General features: G+C 54.2%; 17 protein-coding genes and 1 tRNA gene. 3 read left to right on the top strand and 15 right to left on the bottom strand.

Annotation, left to right across the window (positions count from 1 at the left end; all coding sequences use genetic code 11):
- The 8 genes from VMS83_RS09720 to VMS83_RS09685 form a co-directional block, all read right to left on the bottom strand.
- Positions 1–402: 30S ribosomal protein S3 (locus tag VMS83_RS09720; RefSeq protein WP_325412258.1), on the bottom strand; the 402-nt coding region annotated here is incomplete at its 3' end.
- 1 nt (position 403) lies between these two features.
- Positions 404–868 (bottom strand): 50S ribosomal protein L22, encoded by a 465-nt coding sequence (locus VMS83_RS09715; RefSeq protein WP_325412256.1) that lies wholly within the window; start codon positions 866–868, stop codon positions 404–406.
- A gap of 5 nt (positions 869–873) precedes the next feature.
- Positions 874–1,293, bottom strand: coding sequence for a 30S ribosomal protein S19 (locus VMS83_RS09710; RefSeq protein WP_325412254.1), 420 nt, complete (start codon positions 1,291–1,293; stop codon positions 874–876).
- A gap of 5 nt (positions 1,294–1,298) precedes the next feature.
- Positions 1,299–2,015 carry a 50S ribosomal protein L2 gene (locus tag VMS83_RS09705; RefSeq protein WP_325412252.1) on the bottom strand — a complete coding sequence of 239 codons (717 nt, stop codon included), beginning with the start codon at positions 2,013–2,015 and terminating at the stop codon, positions 1,299–1,301.
- A 10-nt stretch (positions 2,016–2,025) separates the two neighbouring features.
- A complete protein-coding gene (locus VMS83_RS09700) occupies positions 2,026–2,277 on the bottom strand; it encodes a 50S ribosomal protein L23 (RefSeq protein ID WP_325412250.1) in 252 nt (83 codons plus the stop codon).
- The gene (gene rpl4p / locus VMS83_RS09695; RefSeq protein WP_325412247.1) at positions 2,278–3,024 is read right to left on the bottom strand and encodes a 50S ribosomal protein L4; all 747 of its coding nucleotides are present in this window, start codon (positions 3,022–3,024) and stop codon (positions 2,278–2,280) included.
- Between the two features lie 6 nt (positions 3,025–3,030).
- The gene (locus VMS83_RS09690; protein ID WP_325412245.1) at positions 3,031–4,044 is read right to left on the bottom strand and encodes a 50S ribosomal protein L3; all 1,014 of its coding nucleotides are present in this window, start codon (positions 4,042–4,044) and stop codon (positions 3,031–3,033) included.
- A 636-nt stretch (positions 4,045–4,680) separates the two neighbouring features.
- Positions 4,681–5,085, bottom strand: a complete 405-nt coding sequence (locus VMS83_RS09685; RefSeq protein ID WP_325412243.1) for a Tfx family DNA-binding protein — start codon at positions 5,083–5,085, stop codon at positions 4,681–4,683.
- Between the two features lie 213 nt (positions 5,086–5,298).
- Here VMS83_RS09685 and VMS83_RS09680 point away from each other — a divergent pair, with 213 nt between their 5' ends.
- On the top strand, positions 5,299–6,141 hold the full coding sequence (locus VMS83_RS09680) for a F420-dependent methylenetetrahydromethanopterin dehydrogenase (protein ID WP_325412241.1): 843 nt from the start codon (positions 5,299–5,301) through the stop codon (positions 6,139–6,141).
- 54 nt (positions 6,142–6,195) lie between these two features.
- Here VMS83_RS09680 and VMS83_RS09675 read toward each other — a convergent pair whose 3' ends face one another.
- Positions 6,196–7,122 (bottom strand): galactose-1-phosphate uridylyltransferase, encoded by a 927-nt coding sequence (locus tag VMS83_RS09675; protein WP_325412239.1) that lies wholly within the window; start codon positions 7,120–7,122, stop codon positions 6,196–6,198.
- 196 nt (positions 7,123–7,318) lie between these two features.
- Entirely contained in the window at positions 7,319–8,305 is a 987-nt protein-coding gene (locus tag VMS83_RS09670) for a 5,10-methylenetetrahydromethanopterin reductase (RefSeq protein WP_325412237.1), read from the bottom strand.
- A 356-nt stretch (positions 8,306–8,661) separates the two neighbouring features.
- On the opposite strand from VMS83_RS09670, the gene VMS83_RS09665 reads away from it, so the two are divergent.
- Positions 8,662–10,950, top strand: a complete 2,289-nt coding sequence (locus VMS83_RS09665; RefSeq protein WP_325412235.1) for a hypothetical protein — start codon at positions 8,662–8,664, stop codon at positions 10,948–10,950.
- 2 nt (positions 10,951–10,952) lie between these two features.
- Here VMS83_RS09665 and VMS83_RS09660 read toward each other — a convergent pair whose 3' ends face one another.
- Together VMS83_RS09660 and VMS83_RS09655 are read right to left on the bottom strand one after the other, a co-directional pair.
- Positions 10,953–11,906, bottom strand: coding sequence for a DUF128 domain-containing protein (locus tag VMS83_RS09660; RefSeq protein ID WP_325412233.1), 954 nt, complete (start codon positions 11,904–11,906; stop codon positions 10,953–10,955).
- The gene (locus tag VMS83_RS09655; protein WP_325412231.1) at positions 11,903–12,346 is read right to left on the bottom strand and encodes a dCTP deaminase; all 444 of its coding nucleotides are present in this window, start codon (positions 12,344–12,346) and stop codon (positions 11,903–11,905) included. The genes VMS83_RS09660 and VMS83_RS09655 overlap by 4 nt, the downstream gene beginning before the upstream one ends.
- Before the next feature lie 56 nt (positions 12,347–12,402).
- Between VMS83_RS09655 and VMS83_RS09650 the strand changes: the two genes are divergently transcribed.
- Positions 12,403–12,474 (top strand) — tRNA-Arg (locus VMS83_RS09650).
- 130 nt (positions 12,475–12,604) lie between these two features.
- On the opposite strand, the gene VMS83_RS09645 is transcribed toward VMS83_RS09650, so the two are convergent.
- The 3 genes from VMS83_RS09645 to VMS83_RS09635 form a co-directional block, all read right to left on the bottom strand.
- Positions 12,605–13,993: a carboxypeptidase regulatory-like domain-containing protein gene (locus VMS83_RS09645; RefSeq protein ID WP_325412229.1), complete on the bottom strand. Its 1,389-nt coding sequence runs from the start codon at positions 13,991–13,993 to the stop codon at positions 12,605–12,607.
- 57 nt (positions 13,994–14,050) lie between these two features.
- Positions 14,051–15,577, bottom strand: coding sequence for an AMP phosphorylase (locus VMS83_RS09640; RefSeq protein ID WP_325412227.1), 1,527 nt, complete (start codon positions 15,575–15,577; stop codon positions 14,051–14,053).
- A 304-nt stretch (positions 15,578–15,881) separates the two neighbouring features.
- On the bottom strand, positions 15,882–16,098 hold a 217-nt coding region (locus tag VMS83_RS09635; RefSeq protein WP_325412154.1), incomplete at its 5' end, for a PGF-CTERM sorting domain-containing protein.

Below are 16,098 nucleotides of genomic sequence, written 5' to 3'. Positions count from 1 at the left end.
GCCGGCGATGACGACCTCGCAGCCCAGTGCACCGGAGTCCATGACCCGGCGCAGGATGCTGGAGCCTGCCTTCCGGAAGTACCAGCCGCGCTCGAGTGCATTTGCCAGTCTCTCGGCCATGATCTGGGCGTTGAAGCTGGGGTTCTGGACCTGCTGGACCTCGATCTGCGGCGACTCGACGCTGTATTTCTGGGCGAGATCCTGGGTCAGCTGGTGGACCAGCTTGCCGCCCTTGCCGATCACGATCCCCGGTTTCTCCGCAAAGATGGTGACCTGTGTCCCCAGGGGGGTGCGGGCAATATCCATGCCGCCGAACCCTGCCCGCTTGAGCTCCTTGGTCAGGTATTTTTCGACCCGGGCCTTGCGGACCCCTTCAGAGATAAATTTCCTTTCAACGGCCATGTTATGCCACTTCCCTGACCACAATCTCAATGTTCACGGTCTCGCGGACCTTGGGAGATGCACGGCCCATAGCCCGCGGGAAATATGCCTTCTGGGCACGTCCGCGGTTGGCAGTGACATGGATGATCTCCAGGTTTTCAGTGTCAAGGCCGGAGTATTCCGCGTTCTTCTTGACCGATTCGAGGATCCTGATGTAGGCCTTTGAGGCCTTGACCGGGTAGCGCCCGGCATCCCAGTTGCCGGGGAGGCCACGCTTGTGGGCAACGTTCCGGTTGAAGTGCCGGAACGGGATCGCCTTCTTGAGCGCAACGACATCAGCAAGGTAAGCAAGCGCATCATCGACGCGCTGGTGCCGGATGAAATCCGCGATCTCGATCGAGTGCTTGGGAGAGACGGAAAGCTCGTTTGCCTTGCCTCTGGCGAGGTTGTCGCCTTCAATTTTTGTAGAATATGCAATGCGTGCCATTTCCATCACTTCAGTGGTACGTATTTGCTGCCCCTCGTTGCACCGATACCGGCGGAACCGTGGGTGACCCTCTTTCTCGTGAGTGCAAATTCGCCGAGATAGTGGAAGACCGACTCGGGCTGGAATTCAACTTTCATGAACTCCTTACCATTGTAGATCTCGATGCTCTTTCCAATCATCTCGGGCATAACGATCATTTCACGCAGGTGGGTCCGGATCTTCTCGTCCCCTCCCCGGATCTTTGCAAGCAGTGTCTCTTCGCCGCGGTTGAGCCCGCGGTTGAATTTGCGGCGTGCACGGGCTGGCATCAGCGGAATGAGTTCGCTTATGCCCATCGCCTTGAGCTCGTCGATCTTGTACCCGCGATAGGTGAACTCCTCACGCCGTCTGGGCATTCTCTTCTGGGTCTTTTTTGGTGCTGCCATACCATTCACTTCCTGCTTCTACCTGTCTGGCGTGCTGCCACATGTCCGACTGTACGACCCGGAGAAGTACCCCGGGCAATGGTCTTGGGGCGTCCTGGGTGCTGGTGTCCACCGCCACCGAACGGGTGGTCGATGACGTTCATCGCGACACCACGGACACGCGGCCAGTTGGATGCAGTGTTTCTCATCTTGTGGGATTTGTTGCCGGCCTTGACAAACGGCTTCTCCACGCGCCCGCCACCGGCGACAATGCCAATGGTGGCACGGCAGCGTGCATTGAACCACTTGGTCTTGCCGCTGGGCATCCTGACGCCGACGCGTTCGCCAATCTTGTCAACGACGACGGCCTGGACCCCGGTTGAGCGGACAAACTTGCCGCCATCATTGGGGCGTGATTCGATGTTGCAGATGTAGGAACCGGTCGGGATACTCTGGAGCGGGAGCGTGTTCCCGTTCTTGACCTCGACATCCGTTCCCCAGGCAACGGTCTCGCCGATGCCGATACCTTCAGTCACGAGCATGTAGACCTTGGATCCGTCCTCAAGCTGCACAAGGGCAATCGGGGCGTTTCTCGCCGGGTCGTGTTCGATATCGATGATCGCACCGGTGATCTTCTTCGTGCCGTCACCGACATGCTTCAACGCAGCCTTGTACCGGTGGGATGGGGCGCGATAGGTCGGGCCTCCTCTGCCACGGTTCTGTGTAGTAATTCGATGTCCCATGTTCCCCACCTTACATAATGCCCAGCCGGCTCAGGATCTCCTCAGCGGCTTTGTCGTTCTCGAAGCTTACCACGGCTTTCTTCTCACCGTGCATGGTCATGATCGTGCGGACGCTCTTTACCTTCTGGTCAAACGCCTTCTCGATCTCCCGCTTGATGTCATGCTTGGTCGCTTTCTGGTCGACAATGAACTGGAGTTTGCTCTCGTTTTCCAGAAGCACCATGGCCTTTTCTGTGACAAACGGGTGTTTTAAGGTAGACATTTACCTTCCCTCCAGTCGTATGACGGCACTTTCGGTCCAGACGGTCAGGCGGCCTGCCTGCATGCCCGGAGCGAGGTGCTCGACGTTGAGCTGGTCAACAGTCACGACATCCACACCGGCAAGGTTGCGGGCGGCGCGAAGCTCGGGGCCCGAGGTAACAATGAGCAGGCTCTTTCTCTGCTTGTACCTGCGGCCGCGAAGCTTGCCCCTGCCTGCGCGGACCTTGCGGCTGTCCTTTGCACGCTCAACATCGCTGTATACACCGATGTTGGTCAGTGCGGAGATGACTTCCTGTGTCTTTCCGAGGGTCTCGAACTTATCTTCGAAGATCAGCGGAACTTTTCCATCAAAGGTGTGTCCCCTGCCGCTGATGAGATCGGCACGGATGCTTGCAGCAACCGCGGACCGGAATGCCTTTTGCTTCTCCTTTGCATTGATCTCCTTTATCAGTACCTTTGCAGTGACCGGCGGGTGTGCCTCACGCCCGCCTTTTGCCTGCGGGACCTTGGCGGCACGGGAACCGTTCTTGAGACGGGGTACATGCGATGCGCCCCGGCCGCTTCCCCAGCCGACTGCGGATGAACAGATACCGGCATACGGGTATGCACCGTGCGGCTGACGCCGGGTGCTCTGGAGTGCCATCACGGCCTTCTTGATCAGATCAGGGCGGTACTCTTCGGAGAACATGGCCGGGAGTTCGATATCCTTTGCCACGCCGCCTTCAATTGTTTTAACCTGCGCTTTCATCTCTGATCACCCCTGCTTGCTCTGGACGCTCACAAACTGGATCGCGGGCGCCCGTACAACGTGTTCACCCTGGCGGATTGCCGGGCGGATACGGATAAGTCGCTTTGCCGGGCCCGGAATAGAACCCTTGATAACAACGTATGCATTCCGGAGCACACCGTAATTGAGGAATCCCCCTGCGGGTGTGATCTCGGCACCGTTCTCACCGATCTTTAAAATGCGCTTGTTGAACTCGGTGCGCTGCTGGTACCCCATCTGGCCGCTCTGCGGAACCTGCCACCGCACGTGGTGGGGGTTCCAGGGTCCGAGTGTACCAACATGACGCTCTTTCCCACCGACAGAGTGTTTCCTCTTTCGGAGAGATACCCCCCAGCGCTTGGCCGGGCCCTGCGTGCCTTTACCGATGGTGATTGCCGTGATATCGGCGTACGCACCGGACTCAAGCACATTGGTGAGCTGGATCTCTTTTCCGAGCACTCCAAGGGCAAATTCGTACTGTTTCGCGCAGTCTCCGCCGGCGATCTTAATCTCCATAAGGTCGGGCACCTTCTTTGGCACACCGGTTATGGCAGCAGGCTGGGTGTACGCGACTGCGTAGATCTCTGCCACCAGATTTGCGGCAAGGGCATCAGCAAATTTCTTTTTTGCTTCTGCACTGTCGTAGTTCTTGGGCTCGGTCACCCTGCGGTAGAGCTGGCTGTCCAGCGATTCTGCCCAGATCTCCGTAAACGCATGTTTGCCGTAGGTATCCTGCGAGTATGCCCGGATGGCGGCAACTTTCATGGTCGGGATCTCGATGATCGTCACCGGCACCATGATCTCCTTGCCCTCGGTCGGGCTGTCCTTGTGGTCATCGACCATGAGGACATGGGTCATGCCTACTTTATAGCCGGCAAAGCCAAGCAGCGCGGGTGCGCCGTTGCGCTCGGGCCATGACTTGTATTTAGGGATGGGGCTCTGTGCACGTTTCCGTGGGCTGAACGCCAGTGAGCCTCGACGTGGTCTGTTTATCTTTGGCATGTGTCAATCATTCCTTTGCATTCGTGTTTTGATCTTTTTGACACGAACTAGAGAGATGAATCCGAGACTGAAGTGTTCTCACTTGCCTGTCCGGTAAGCCAACACGCGATCCGGTTCTTTTTTTAGGACAGTTCACCCGCATGGTCGCGGATGCGATTGCCCTTCCGATGAACCGGCTTGCCTGGAGCCCGAAAATGCGCGAATCCCTTGATTCCGCTTTCTCCGGGAAGCTCCAATATTTTTTCTCGCGAAAGAAGACCCTGACATTGACGTATCCCCTGATCTTGCAGGAGAACAGGCTCGTTTTGTGGAAACGTCCACCTGTACGTCACGGTCAGATCCAACTCTGTCAGCCCGTTGTGACGGATCACAACTCCTTCTCGGGATCCTCCCCACAGGGGGGAGGTCACCAATCGGGAAAACCCCACGGCAGTACCGTTCCCGGTGTCTTTGCGGGTCCGGTTCCGCCGGTACCGGCCACTCATTACAGAGTGGCGCAGCAGGGATCACCCCATATCGGCTTCCTTAAATATTGACTAAAAGGGCATATATATCTATGCCAGCATTCCGGAGATACATTTGTTCCGGAACCGCCGGCAGCTCAAGGTGCACAGGCAGGGATTGGGCACCCTTTGCTTATCCGAAATAGATCTCTCCCTCATCCGTGATATAGATCTGCACATCCTCGCAGATGCACCGGGCCTTGTAGGCCTGGGGACGTGCCTCCCGAAGCCGGTTGATGAGCGAGATCGTATCGTATTTTACCTTGATCTTGGCCTTCTCGGCCTCGGCAAAGATCATACCGGGGACCTCAAACAGGTCGGTACCTGACGGGATGGTGCAGAGGTGTGTGGCATCAAGGGTATACAAAAATTCAAGCGTCTCTTTAGCCCGCCGGATATTTTCCATTGCAGACTTCTCAATCGTACAGACATTTGCCTTTGAGGTATGGATGATGTCTGCGATCTGCTGCTGGGTCATCCCCTGTTTCCGGTACCGGAGAACTTCCATCTGCCTGTCGGTGAGAAGACCATCTTTCATACTATCCATTCCATTCCGGGAACTTAAACACTTTTCGTTAACATATCACGTGCCGAACAAAGGCATCGGGCAGGAGTATGATGCAGAGACCCTACGGGGTTCTTTTTTATTCCACAAAAATCCGTGTATCCGGCGTAAAAGTGATTTCAAAATGTTTATAAGAATACCGGGTCATAATAACGTGCTATACAACAAAATAGAGGTGAAATTTCAATGGTTGTTAAAGTAGGCGTAGCCAAGTTAGGCAATATTGCAAGTGGTGTAATGGCAGAACTGCTCCTCGATGAGAGAGCAGACCGTGAAGACATGCAGACGTTCATGGCGACCAGCGGTACAAAGCTCGAGCCGGCAGATGTTGACCGTGTCGTTTCCAACCTGAAGGCATACAAACCGGACTTCTGTATCGTGGTTTCCCCCAACGGCGTTCTCCCCGGCCCGACCGGTGCCCGCGAACAGCTCGCTGCAGCAGGTATCCCGACTATTATCATCACCGATGATGTCACCACCAAGAAGGAGTGGGAAGGCGTCAAGGCTGACACCAAGTTCGGGTACATCATCATGAAGGCTGACTCCATGATTGGTGCACGCCGCGAATTCCTCGACCCCGTCGAGATGGCAGATTATAACGGCAACCTCGTAAAAGTACTGGCAATGACCGGTGCATTCCGCAAGCTGCAGGTTGCCCTTGACAAGGTCATCGACCAGGTCAAGGCAGGTAAGAAGGGCACAGAAATCGAGCTCCCCAAGATCATTATGACCACCGACAAGGCGGTCGATGGTGAGTTCACCAACCCCTTCGCACTGGCAAAGGCACGCGCTGCCCACGAGATCGCAATGGCCGTTGCTGGACAGAATGTCAAGGGCTGCTTCATGACCAAGGAATGGGAGAAGTACATCCCGATCGTTGCAAGCGCTCACGAAATGATGAGAGTGGCAGCAGTTCTGTGCGACGAAGCCCGCGAGCTCGAGAAGGCAGGAGACTGCATCCTGCGCCAGGCCCACAAGAAGGATGGTACGCTCGTCCGCAAGACCAAACTCGTTGCAAAATTTGAGTGATTTTATTCAATTTTTTTTCTTTTTGTACTACCTTTCATAATTCCCGGTGATGGCTCACCGGCCTTCATTCCGGTAGTACTTACCAAGATCCTCGGGTAGAGTCAGGATCACGGGCTCATGGTGAAGGCGTTCCATGAACGCCGAGTCGCTGGTTGACAGGGGATTGGGATTGATCCGGGAGATCAGGGAGCAGAAAGCCCGGAACTTCCCGGTTTTTCCATGGCTAAAAAAGATTGCCATGTTGAATGCATAGGTACCCAGTTTGCGATACAGGGAGAGAATCTCAAGAATGCCTGCCGTAAGAGGATCAATATAACTTTCCAGCTCATCCAGGCACTGCACCGGCAGGATCCCCCGCACTTCACGTTCACCAAGGGGGACCGCGTGGGCTGACCAGAGGATCTCATCACCAAAAAGGTACCGGTCCGAAGACCGTTCCTGTTCCCGTACGGCATCCCAGTACGGTTTCCCGTTCCTTGCTGTGTACTCTTTACCTGCGGCAATGTACCGCTCAACAAGCCACGAGGGATGCATGTCTGCAATTCCCTGCATATGGGGATGGACAATACTCGCCCCGGCAGAAGGCAGGTAGTTCCAGTTGATGCTGGGATATCCCCCAAACCGCAGCAGTGATTCGGTCTGGGCATGGAGGGCATCGGCTATCTGCTGCCGGGTAAACAATGGCACGATATGATCACCCGTGATCACGGTCACCGTATGCCATGCAGCGAACGGAAACATGTTGGGAAAGGTGACACTTTCTCCAATGATAATCCGGGAGCCGTCCGGGAACGTTGGCGTAACGGAAAAGATATTTTCCCGACAGAACGGGCAGTCTGAAGATTCATGAGGGAGAGAGAGTGGCTGATCGATATGCCGTTTGAGCCGCTCCGGGCTGATCCGGCACCGGAGTCCGGTCAGGCGTTCCTCACGGTACTGCAGAATTCCCCGGCCGGTGGCAACATCTGTTACGGCAAACATGTCCTCTCATGAATAATGTGCTGTCAGAGAGGTGATAGACGTTTGCACGTCGCATTGGACCTGTCCCGGTCCTCGGAGAATCCGATTTTTCTCATCGGAATGGATTCAGAGAAAATAAAGAAAAAAAGTTATCTATCTGCCAGCAGCCCCTCCCGGGGCTGTCTTCGGCGGGTATGTGCGGCAGAGTGAGATCTGCTTATACGATATACTTGCCGAGGAGGCGGATAGAGGTGGTCATGTCGGGACCGAGTGGTGAACCAAAGATGATCTGGGTGACACCGGCTTTCGTGAGGTCTTCGCATTTCTGCTTGACCATTTCCGGGGTTCCTGCAATGGTGAATGCATCGATCTCCTTGTCTCCCACGAGCTCTCCAACGGTTTTGAAGTCAAATTTCCCGAGTGCTGCCTTGATCTTGGCGACATTGTTGAGGTCAAGACCGTGGCGGGTCAGGAGTTCGGGCGGGGAGCCGGCTGCGATGAATGCTGCAACGATCTTTGCCGCATTGCGTGCCTTCTTTTCGCTGCGGTCGATCGACATTGCAGTGTATGCACCGACATCAAAGGCCTTCTTGCCTGCTGCATCGGATGCTTTCTTGATGATCGGGATAGCAATCTGGAAGTCTTTGGGGTTGGATGCGTTGATTAAGGCACCGTCGCCAACCTTTCCAGCGAGCTCGAGGACCTTGGGGCCCTGTGCACCGATGTAGATCTGGACACCCTTCTTTCCGGGGAGGTTGACACCAGTCAGCTTTGCACCGTCATAGTCGAAGAACTTCATGCCGGACTTCTTGACCTCCTCACCGGCACAGAGCTTGCGGATCTGCACAACTGCCTCTTCGAGGCGGGCAACCGGCTTTTCCGGGTTGATTGCCAGCTTCGGGAGAGTTGAGAGGTCACCGGGCCCGATACCCAGCACTGCACGGCCATCGGAAATTTCGTTGAGCGTGCAGATGAAAGAGGCCATCGCAGCCGGCGTGTCGGTAAAGGCGTTCATGATACCCGGACCCATCTTCAGGGTCGTTGTTGCCTGTGCAATGGCTGCGAGGGTGGGGTAGCAGTGGCGGTTGTTGTAGTGGTTGGTGATCCATGCGAAGTCAATATCCTTGGATTCAGCAAGTTTACAATAGTTGACAACCTGCTTTACATTGACATTCCCAGGTACAAATTCAATTCCGTATGTCAAGGCTTGTTCACCTCATGGAGTATTACCGTACACGCATTTAAATAAATTATCATTTAAATCTGGGCGCAAATGCCATACAGCTCAGATTAACGCCCGATAAACGGTATTTCGGGATTGCGGGGTGGAATACGGGGCCCAATCCGGGAAAGACGCAAGGATGAAATCAATATTCAGGCCCCATTTCAGGTTTAGCAGCCTTGCAGGAAAAGTGCAACCGGCATGATTTTTTTCTGACCGAACCGGCTTTTTCCCGTTACACATTTTTAGGTGAGTATATCCTATAAGATATTGAACTGCAGGAGAAAATAAGTACCCTGCTACAGTTACCCTGTCAGATTTACACAACGGGAAGATCCATGAGAGTACTTGCAATTGGCGTGGGGGGAGCAGGCGGTCGCATTACCGGGGCACTCTATGCCAATGACAGGAAAAGCAGCAAAGTAACCTGCGTTCAGGCGCTCGTCATCGATGTTGACAGTGAAGCCCTCGCTCAGCTGAAAACGCTTCCCGATTCGGCAAAGATCGATTTTTCGTCCATCGATCCAGAGATCCCGGACCAGACTCTGCAATCGCCCCAGTCCGGGATGATCGATATCGGAGAGATTATCGCCCGTGTCCAGAATATGGAGAGGAGCGAGACAGACGCAATCCTGCTCTGCTGCGGCCTTGGCGGCAGGATGACGGATGGGGTTCCCGGACTTATCGCGGCACTCAGGGAATCCGTTACCGAACCGATCTTCGGACTGGTCACCCTCCCGGCCCTGACTGAGGGAGAGAAACGATCGGCAAAAGCGGCCGAGGATATAGATGCCATAGCCCCACTCCTTGACGGGACCATCCTTTTTGACAACGAGACCTGGCTCAAGAAGATCGCTGCCCGGAGGGATGCTCTGGTTGAAGAGATATCCAAAGGGCCCGGCTTTCTTGGGCTGGGCAGGAACCAGCCCCAGCTGACTCCCGAGGAGATCACGAATAAACTGCTGAACCAGAGCATAATCCGTAGGATCAGCCTTCTGTTACGGGCTGGCGAATTCCGCGCCGATGGGGGTATTGAACTCGCAGAAGTTGTGATGGATTCGAGCGAAGTGCTCAACACCATTATGGGAATGGGATTTATCTCCATCGGGTACGCAGTGGAACACCTCTCCAAGAGCCCGCTTGCATTCCTCTCCCGATTGCGAACCTCGAATACTTCCCTGGAACAACGGAAAAGCGCTGAACGGATTATCGAGCTTGCCAAGCAGGCAATCTATCAGGAAGTTTCCATTCCCTGCGATATGACCAGTGCTGCAAAGGCGTTGATACTTGTTGCCGGTCCATCCCATGAGATATCCATGAAGGGGTTCATGACCGTCCGCAAATGGATTGACCGGAGCATTGCCGGCATGGAGATGAGATCCGGGGATTACCCGGTCACCAGCGCAGAGAATGTGGCAATCATTGTCGTTTTAAGTGGCCTTGAAAATATACCGAGGGTGACCGAGCTTCGGGAGATCCGGGAGCAGTACCGGACCGGCGTCTCCCGTCAGGTAACATCTTCCCTCAATCTTCCCCCTGCCGCAGGCCGGCAGTCGGAGGGCGGAGGTTCTGCCGTCACTACGTTATGGAGCGGGTCTGATCTCCGGGATGATATGATTCGTCTCCCGGGAGAAAAGCCGAAGAAGGCCGGGATCCCCCGGCATTCTGAGGGAGGAGGAGATGTTCTCCCGGATAATCCGACATCCCAAATTCAGATTCCTGTAGCACATTCCCAGGGTTCACGACAGCAGGAAGTACGCCCCCGCATTCCTGAAGAAAGGAATATCCCGGCAGTGGGACGCTATACCGCGGAAAAAAGGGATGACGTTTCCGCAAAACCGAAAGTACAGTCAAATGTCCCCCCACCCGTTTCTCCCGGGGAGGGTGAAGAGAGCGAGCACCATCTCCCGGAAAAACGGGGGTATGACCATATCTCCTCCGGGCAGCAGACACGGGCGCCTGTACGAAGAGCAATCGAATCTGGATATGAAGGAAACATCCCGTTAAAACCGGCTCCGGCCCAAAGGACGCCAATGACGAAGCAGGTACCTGATCCGGACAGACATAAGAATGTACATCCTGTGCACACCGGAAATGAGATCTCTTCGGCACAGGGTCGGACAACCCAAACGCCGGAAACAAGGACCATTATAAGGAGAGTTACGGCAAAGTCGCCGGTTCAGAGCCCCGTACCAGCCCGGGAGACCCCGGTACCGGCATCACCTCACAAGACGATCATCCGCCAGAAAAAGAAAGCGCCTGAAGGCGATCTGGAGAGACCGGAATATCCCGAAACCGGCGAGAAGAACAGCCCTCTACGACAGGAAGAACTTGAATCTGCGGTAGAATGGGAAGCCGGGTCTGCAACCGTATCTCTTGAAGAATCAAAGATCGGGATGAAGGGGCGGGTCCAGCCAACACGTGATGACATCTTTTTGGGAAAAACCATCCCCTTAAAAGAGCCATTACGGGTAAAGGATGAGGCACTGATCCATACCGAGATCAAAACAAAAAAAATCAGGTTTGCTCCGGATGCTGGAGAGGCGGCTGGTACACCGGAAAGTTCGTCAATGGCATCAGGAAAGAAAAAATTCCGGTCGTCAACCCCCGATGATGACCGGACCTGATATCAGTGGTTGATCTCCGCCACCTTTGAGAAGGGAATGTTTCCCGCTCCGATCTCTGTCCGGATGGAAATACCCTGCTCAACGCAATTACCGATATGGTTGAGGCCGCTGTACGCGACAATCGAAAGCCGGTAGGGATTGTCCGGCAGGTTGAATACCTTATTCCCCATTGAAACCGGATAAACAAAACCACAACTGTTCATCAGCCGGATGGTCTCTTCCACATCACCCCGGGCTGAGGTGGGCACTTCGCGGACATTGGCAAGGGCGATTCCGGTCTTTGTACAGGCAAAGTCATGAATGGAGGTCAGACCTGAAGAGATGAAGAGTTCGAGGGGATCAATGGTGGTACCACGGTACCCGATCAGGTCGCGGAACCGCTGAGGAACGTTATTCTCGATCTCCAGCCTTCCTCCGTATGCCATCTTTACCGGGATGCCATTTCTCTGGAAAAGACCGTCCATGGTGATACTGCACAACGTGATCACTCCGACACAATCCTGAGGTACTCTCGGATCCTGATCGAGGATCCGGTACGAGTTAAAGAATCCACACCCGGCCTGGATGACTTCATCGAATGCATGAAGAGCCCGATCGAGATCGTCTTTATGGACTATAGAGAGATTGTAGGCTACATCGCCGGTGCCTGTTGCGGGATCAAAGGTGCTCCGGTAGGCAAGGCGTTCCAGTTTGGAGATGATAAACCCGATCCGGTCATCAACGAGAGCATTATCGGTCTCCAGAAGGCCGGCTGGCGTGAGGATCCGGCCCTGGTTTCCGATCTTCTCGGTAAATCCCATCGAGTCCAGGTAACTGAGGTAATACTGGACCGCCCGGTCGCTCAGGACAAAACCCCGCTCTGCCATCAATTCCGAGAGTCTTTTTGCCCCGACCGGCTCGCGGTGCTCTTTTAAGATACGCAGGATCTCGATATACTTGCGTTCAGTGCGTATCATGACTCTTTTGCCCCCACGGCACCGGAACTGTCCTGGTATCGGCCGGCATATCGTTCGCTTCCATTCTTTACCTCATGAAGGATCATCTGGACAACGCGTTCTGACCGGCGCAGTTCGATGTCAGCTGGCCCCATGTTGGTCAGGCAGAGGGTCAGTTGTCCCCGGAAGCCCGGGTCAACAAAACCTCCACCCATCAGCACCCCCTGCCGCCCAAACGATGAGCGGCAGCGGAGTGTCCCCGCAACATCGGGAGGGAGTTCCACCCATTCAAGGCTCGGGACCAGCGTACATACCCCCTGGGGCAGGAGAAGATCCTCGGCAGCACGGAGATCATAGGAGGCCGGTTGCTGGCATTCCGCAGCATAAGGAGCAATGTGGAGTTTTTCCTGTGTCAGATCACTTCGGAGCCGGCGGGTAATCTCCTGTGCGGATAGTATCATCCACTAATTTATCGGTAGAGAATGCTTAATATCTTTTGATGGAAATACGTTGGGAAGGATCCATGGGGTAGAGGATATCCTCTTGGGCTTCGAACCCAAGGACGCGGGTTCGATTCCCGCTGGGTCCGCTTTTTTACAACCGTGATTTTTAGAGAATTCGAACAAGTGAACTTTCTTGTATCAATGCTTCGTGGCCAGCTCAAGGAGAAATTTACGATAATTTTCCCTGAAAAATAGGTCTGATGGCCAACTAAAAAATTAAATTTCGTTCCTCTTCGTTGAATGATGGTGTGTCCTGCGCCCGGCGATCCGGATAATCGCATAGATGAAGAGTACGATAAGAATGCCCAGCCCGATAAGAGTGACAAAGCCCCAGTCCATGTTCTTCTGAAGGATAATGGTCAGGGGGGTCGTGGTATTGCCCAGAGATATCTCCTGCTTTACCATCTGGGGAAGGTATCCTTCATGGGTCACGGTGATGTTGTAGGTCGTGTTATAGGTAAGCTGGGTATCCAGCTCGCCGCGCTGATCCGTCGTCCCAACGGTTGCACTGTTCAGAAGGACTGTTGCGCCGGCTATGTTTTTCTGGTCGGTATCCTGGACATAGAGAGTCTGGCTTACCGTAGCCGGGGTGAGGACCACCGGAAACTGACTTGAAGTGGAGGTAATATCGATCTGCTGATTTACCGGTGTATATCCTGCCTTGCTCACGACGATCGCATAGGTACCGGGTACAAGATTCTGGAGGGTGGCACTGCCATAGGTTGTGGTGGTTGCAACGACCGTGCCATTGATGGAGACGTCAGCACCGCTGATCGGCTGGTTTTGCTGATCGTGTACAAAGACAAAGCCACTGACCGGCACCGGCGTAAGAATGACTGCGTCAACTGCCTGATTTGTTCCAATAGTAATATACTGGTTGACGGTCTGGTAACCCGTTTTTTGAATCTGAACGGTCAGCGGAACGTTCCGGCTCACCGGTGCAATCAGGACACCACGTGAGTCTGTTGTTCCCAGCAGTACTGAATTAACGCTGATGGTTGCACCGGAAATGGGTGCAAGGGTGTTCTGGTCCCGGACAATAAAGGAATACTGGTTGGCGGAAAGCAGCCAGTACTGGACATTCTGGTTCGCTGCATCGACCTCTATGGTGTCGCTGCGGGGCTGGTAATTTGGTGCGGTGATATTGAGGGAATAATACGTGAATGCAGTGACACCGAACGTTGCAGCGCCGTTTGTATCAGTAGCGGTATTCTGGGAAGAGTTGGTGGATGTCAGAACCAGTGTTGCCCCGGAGACCGGTTGGAGCGTATTGGAGTCAAAGAGAGAGACATTCAGGTACAGGGTCTTCCGGTTCATGGTAACGGAAAGCGTGGTGGTATTTGCGTCTATCGTTCCCGCCCAGTCATCGTAGCCATTTGTGGTGATAAGAAGGTTAAGATTCCCTTGTCCGGACTGGAGCAGGAACTGGCCTGCATTGTTGGTGAGACCGACATTGTCACCATTGAGGAACACGGTGGCATGGGGAATGGTTGTATTATCGAGGTTATCCTGCACTGTGATCAGCAGGTTCGTCGCCTGTACAGCGCTGCAGAATGCGATAATACAGAGCAACGCAAAAAGGAAACGAATACGAGAGGCATTCATAATAAATAATCCCTCTGTGCTCGTATTTTAGCCCATCGGTTCCTTTGGCAGCGTCCGTTATAATTCAGACAGGGACGGCACCCGGTCAAGCAGCATGCCTTCCACCATTACTGGTACAAGGTGGCGTCCTTCTTCCACGGCCTTTTGGAGGCGCCATTCCCGTTCAGCGTAGATGGTAAAGAGCGGTTCGCCGGCCTTAATGAGCGTTCCCTTCTTTGCATGGAGCAGGATACCAGCGCCCCGGTCGTGAGGTGCCCCGGCAATACGTGCAAGCGTAATCAGGGACTGGTTGTTCATTTCGACAATATACCCTGATGCCGGGGCGTTGACCACAAACCGGTGTTCACCGGCCTGGATGTCGTCCGATTTAATCTTCGGATCACCACCCTGGATCTCGATAATCTGCCGGAATTTTTCCAGCGCTTTTCCCTTGGACAGGATCTCCTGTGCCATCTGGGTGCCGGTTCCCCGGGCAGCCTTCCCGGACATCTCAAGCGCGATGCCCGCAAGCGAGATGCTCTTCTGGATAAACGAGTTGGGTTCGGTTGCCCCCTCCAGGACATGGAGGGCTTCTTTGACCTCAAGGTTGGGGCCGATACTGTGACCGACCGGGATATCGCCGTAGGTCAGGGCGCATTCGACCTTCATGCCAAGACGGTCACCGAGTTCGATGAATTCGCGGGCGAGCTTCCTGCCGTCCTGAACTGTCGGCACCTTGGTGTGGTTACCTACCGGAATATCAATGACTACAAGGTTTGCCCCGACAGCAAATTTCTTTGCCATCACACTGGCAAGCATCTGGCCACGGGCATCGATCTTGAAGGGATATTCCTGCAGAATAATGCGGTCGTCCGCGGGAGCGATATTGGTGGCACCCCCCCATACAATACAGCCTCCCACATTTTCAGTCATTTCCTGAACTTCATGAGAGGAGAATTCGACGTTTGCAAGAACTTCCATTAGGTCGGCAGTCCCCCCGGCCCCGGTGATAGCACGGGAACTGGTCTTGGGGATCTTGAGACCACTGGCTGCAATGATCGGGACCACCAGCAACGAGATCTTATTGCCCGGTACTCCCCCGATGGAGTGCTTATCGACAATGGGACGCGACGCGAATTTTATCTGTTCCCCGGTCTCGACCATGGCTCTGGTGAGATGCTCGACCTCGTCCATGTCAAGGGGGTTGATATATGACGCCGTGATAAAGGCGGTGAGTTCCGCAGGAGAGATGTCATCGTTGACAACATCTTTTATGATCGTCAGGGTCTCGTCTTTTGAGAGGCGTCCCCCGTCCATCTTTTTCTTGATGAAATCAAGCGAGGCGGGGCGGTCGGCTTCCCGTATTTCAACCTCCTCGCCATCGGAAAGGTTCAGCCGCAGGTTGGTGGTCCGGTAAACACCGGCAGCACCCTGCCCTTCCAGGGTGGAAGTTGTGGCAACAACCGCAGTAACAGCTACACCGTTTTTGGGATTGATGACCTGGACACGGTCCCCATCCAGTACGCCGATATTCCGGGCATCGAGGCGGTTGAGTAGGATCCCCCGTCTCGTTGCAATATCGAGAATTTTAATGGTAAATCGCATAGAGTTGCTCCGCTGACCATCGGGTAAAACCCCCATCCGGGGAAGGTACCCCTGTTACAGGAGCATAGGATGTACCATCATAAAAAATCGTCCGGGTGTTCAGTACCGGTATAGTACCGGTATATTTGCACATTCTTTCAGTGCTGTCCCTGACACAGGAGAAATTTCACTAATAATAGGATTTTTCTGAAACGGGTGACTTCTCATCAGTTCCTGTGTGTCAGAAGGGCAGAATCGTGAAGATAACAGGTCTAAAAAGCGTTCTCATCGATTTGACGAAAAAAGAAAAAATTTAGATGTTAGTTCAGTCCCTGCGCACGATAATGAACGCAATTGCCCCAAGACCAATCAGTGCAACAAGTGCACCAAACCCGGGCGATTTTGTCGTCGTGGGTACTACGGTGGTCGGGATCGGGGTTGCGATCGTTGTCGGAGCTGCAGTGGTCACGGTTGCAACCATAGTGGGGGTTGCAGTCGGGGCCTGTGCCTGGAGGACGTTGAACAGTGCAGTACCGGTGGGT

The organism is Methanoregula sp., assembly GCF_035543475.1.
In the GTDB taxonomy this organism is placed as follows: domain Archaea; phylum Halobacteriota; class Methanomicrobia; order Methanomicrobiales; family Methanospirillaceae; genus Methanoregula.
Note: the sequence above shows the minus strand (reverse complement) of the source record. Positions and strands in the feature narration are given on the sequence as shown.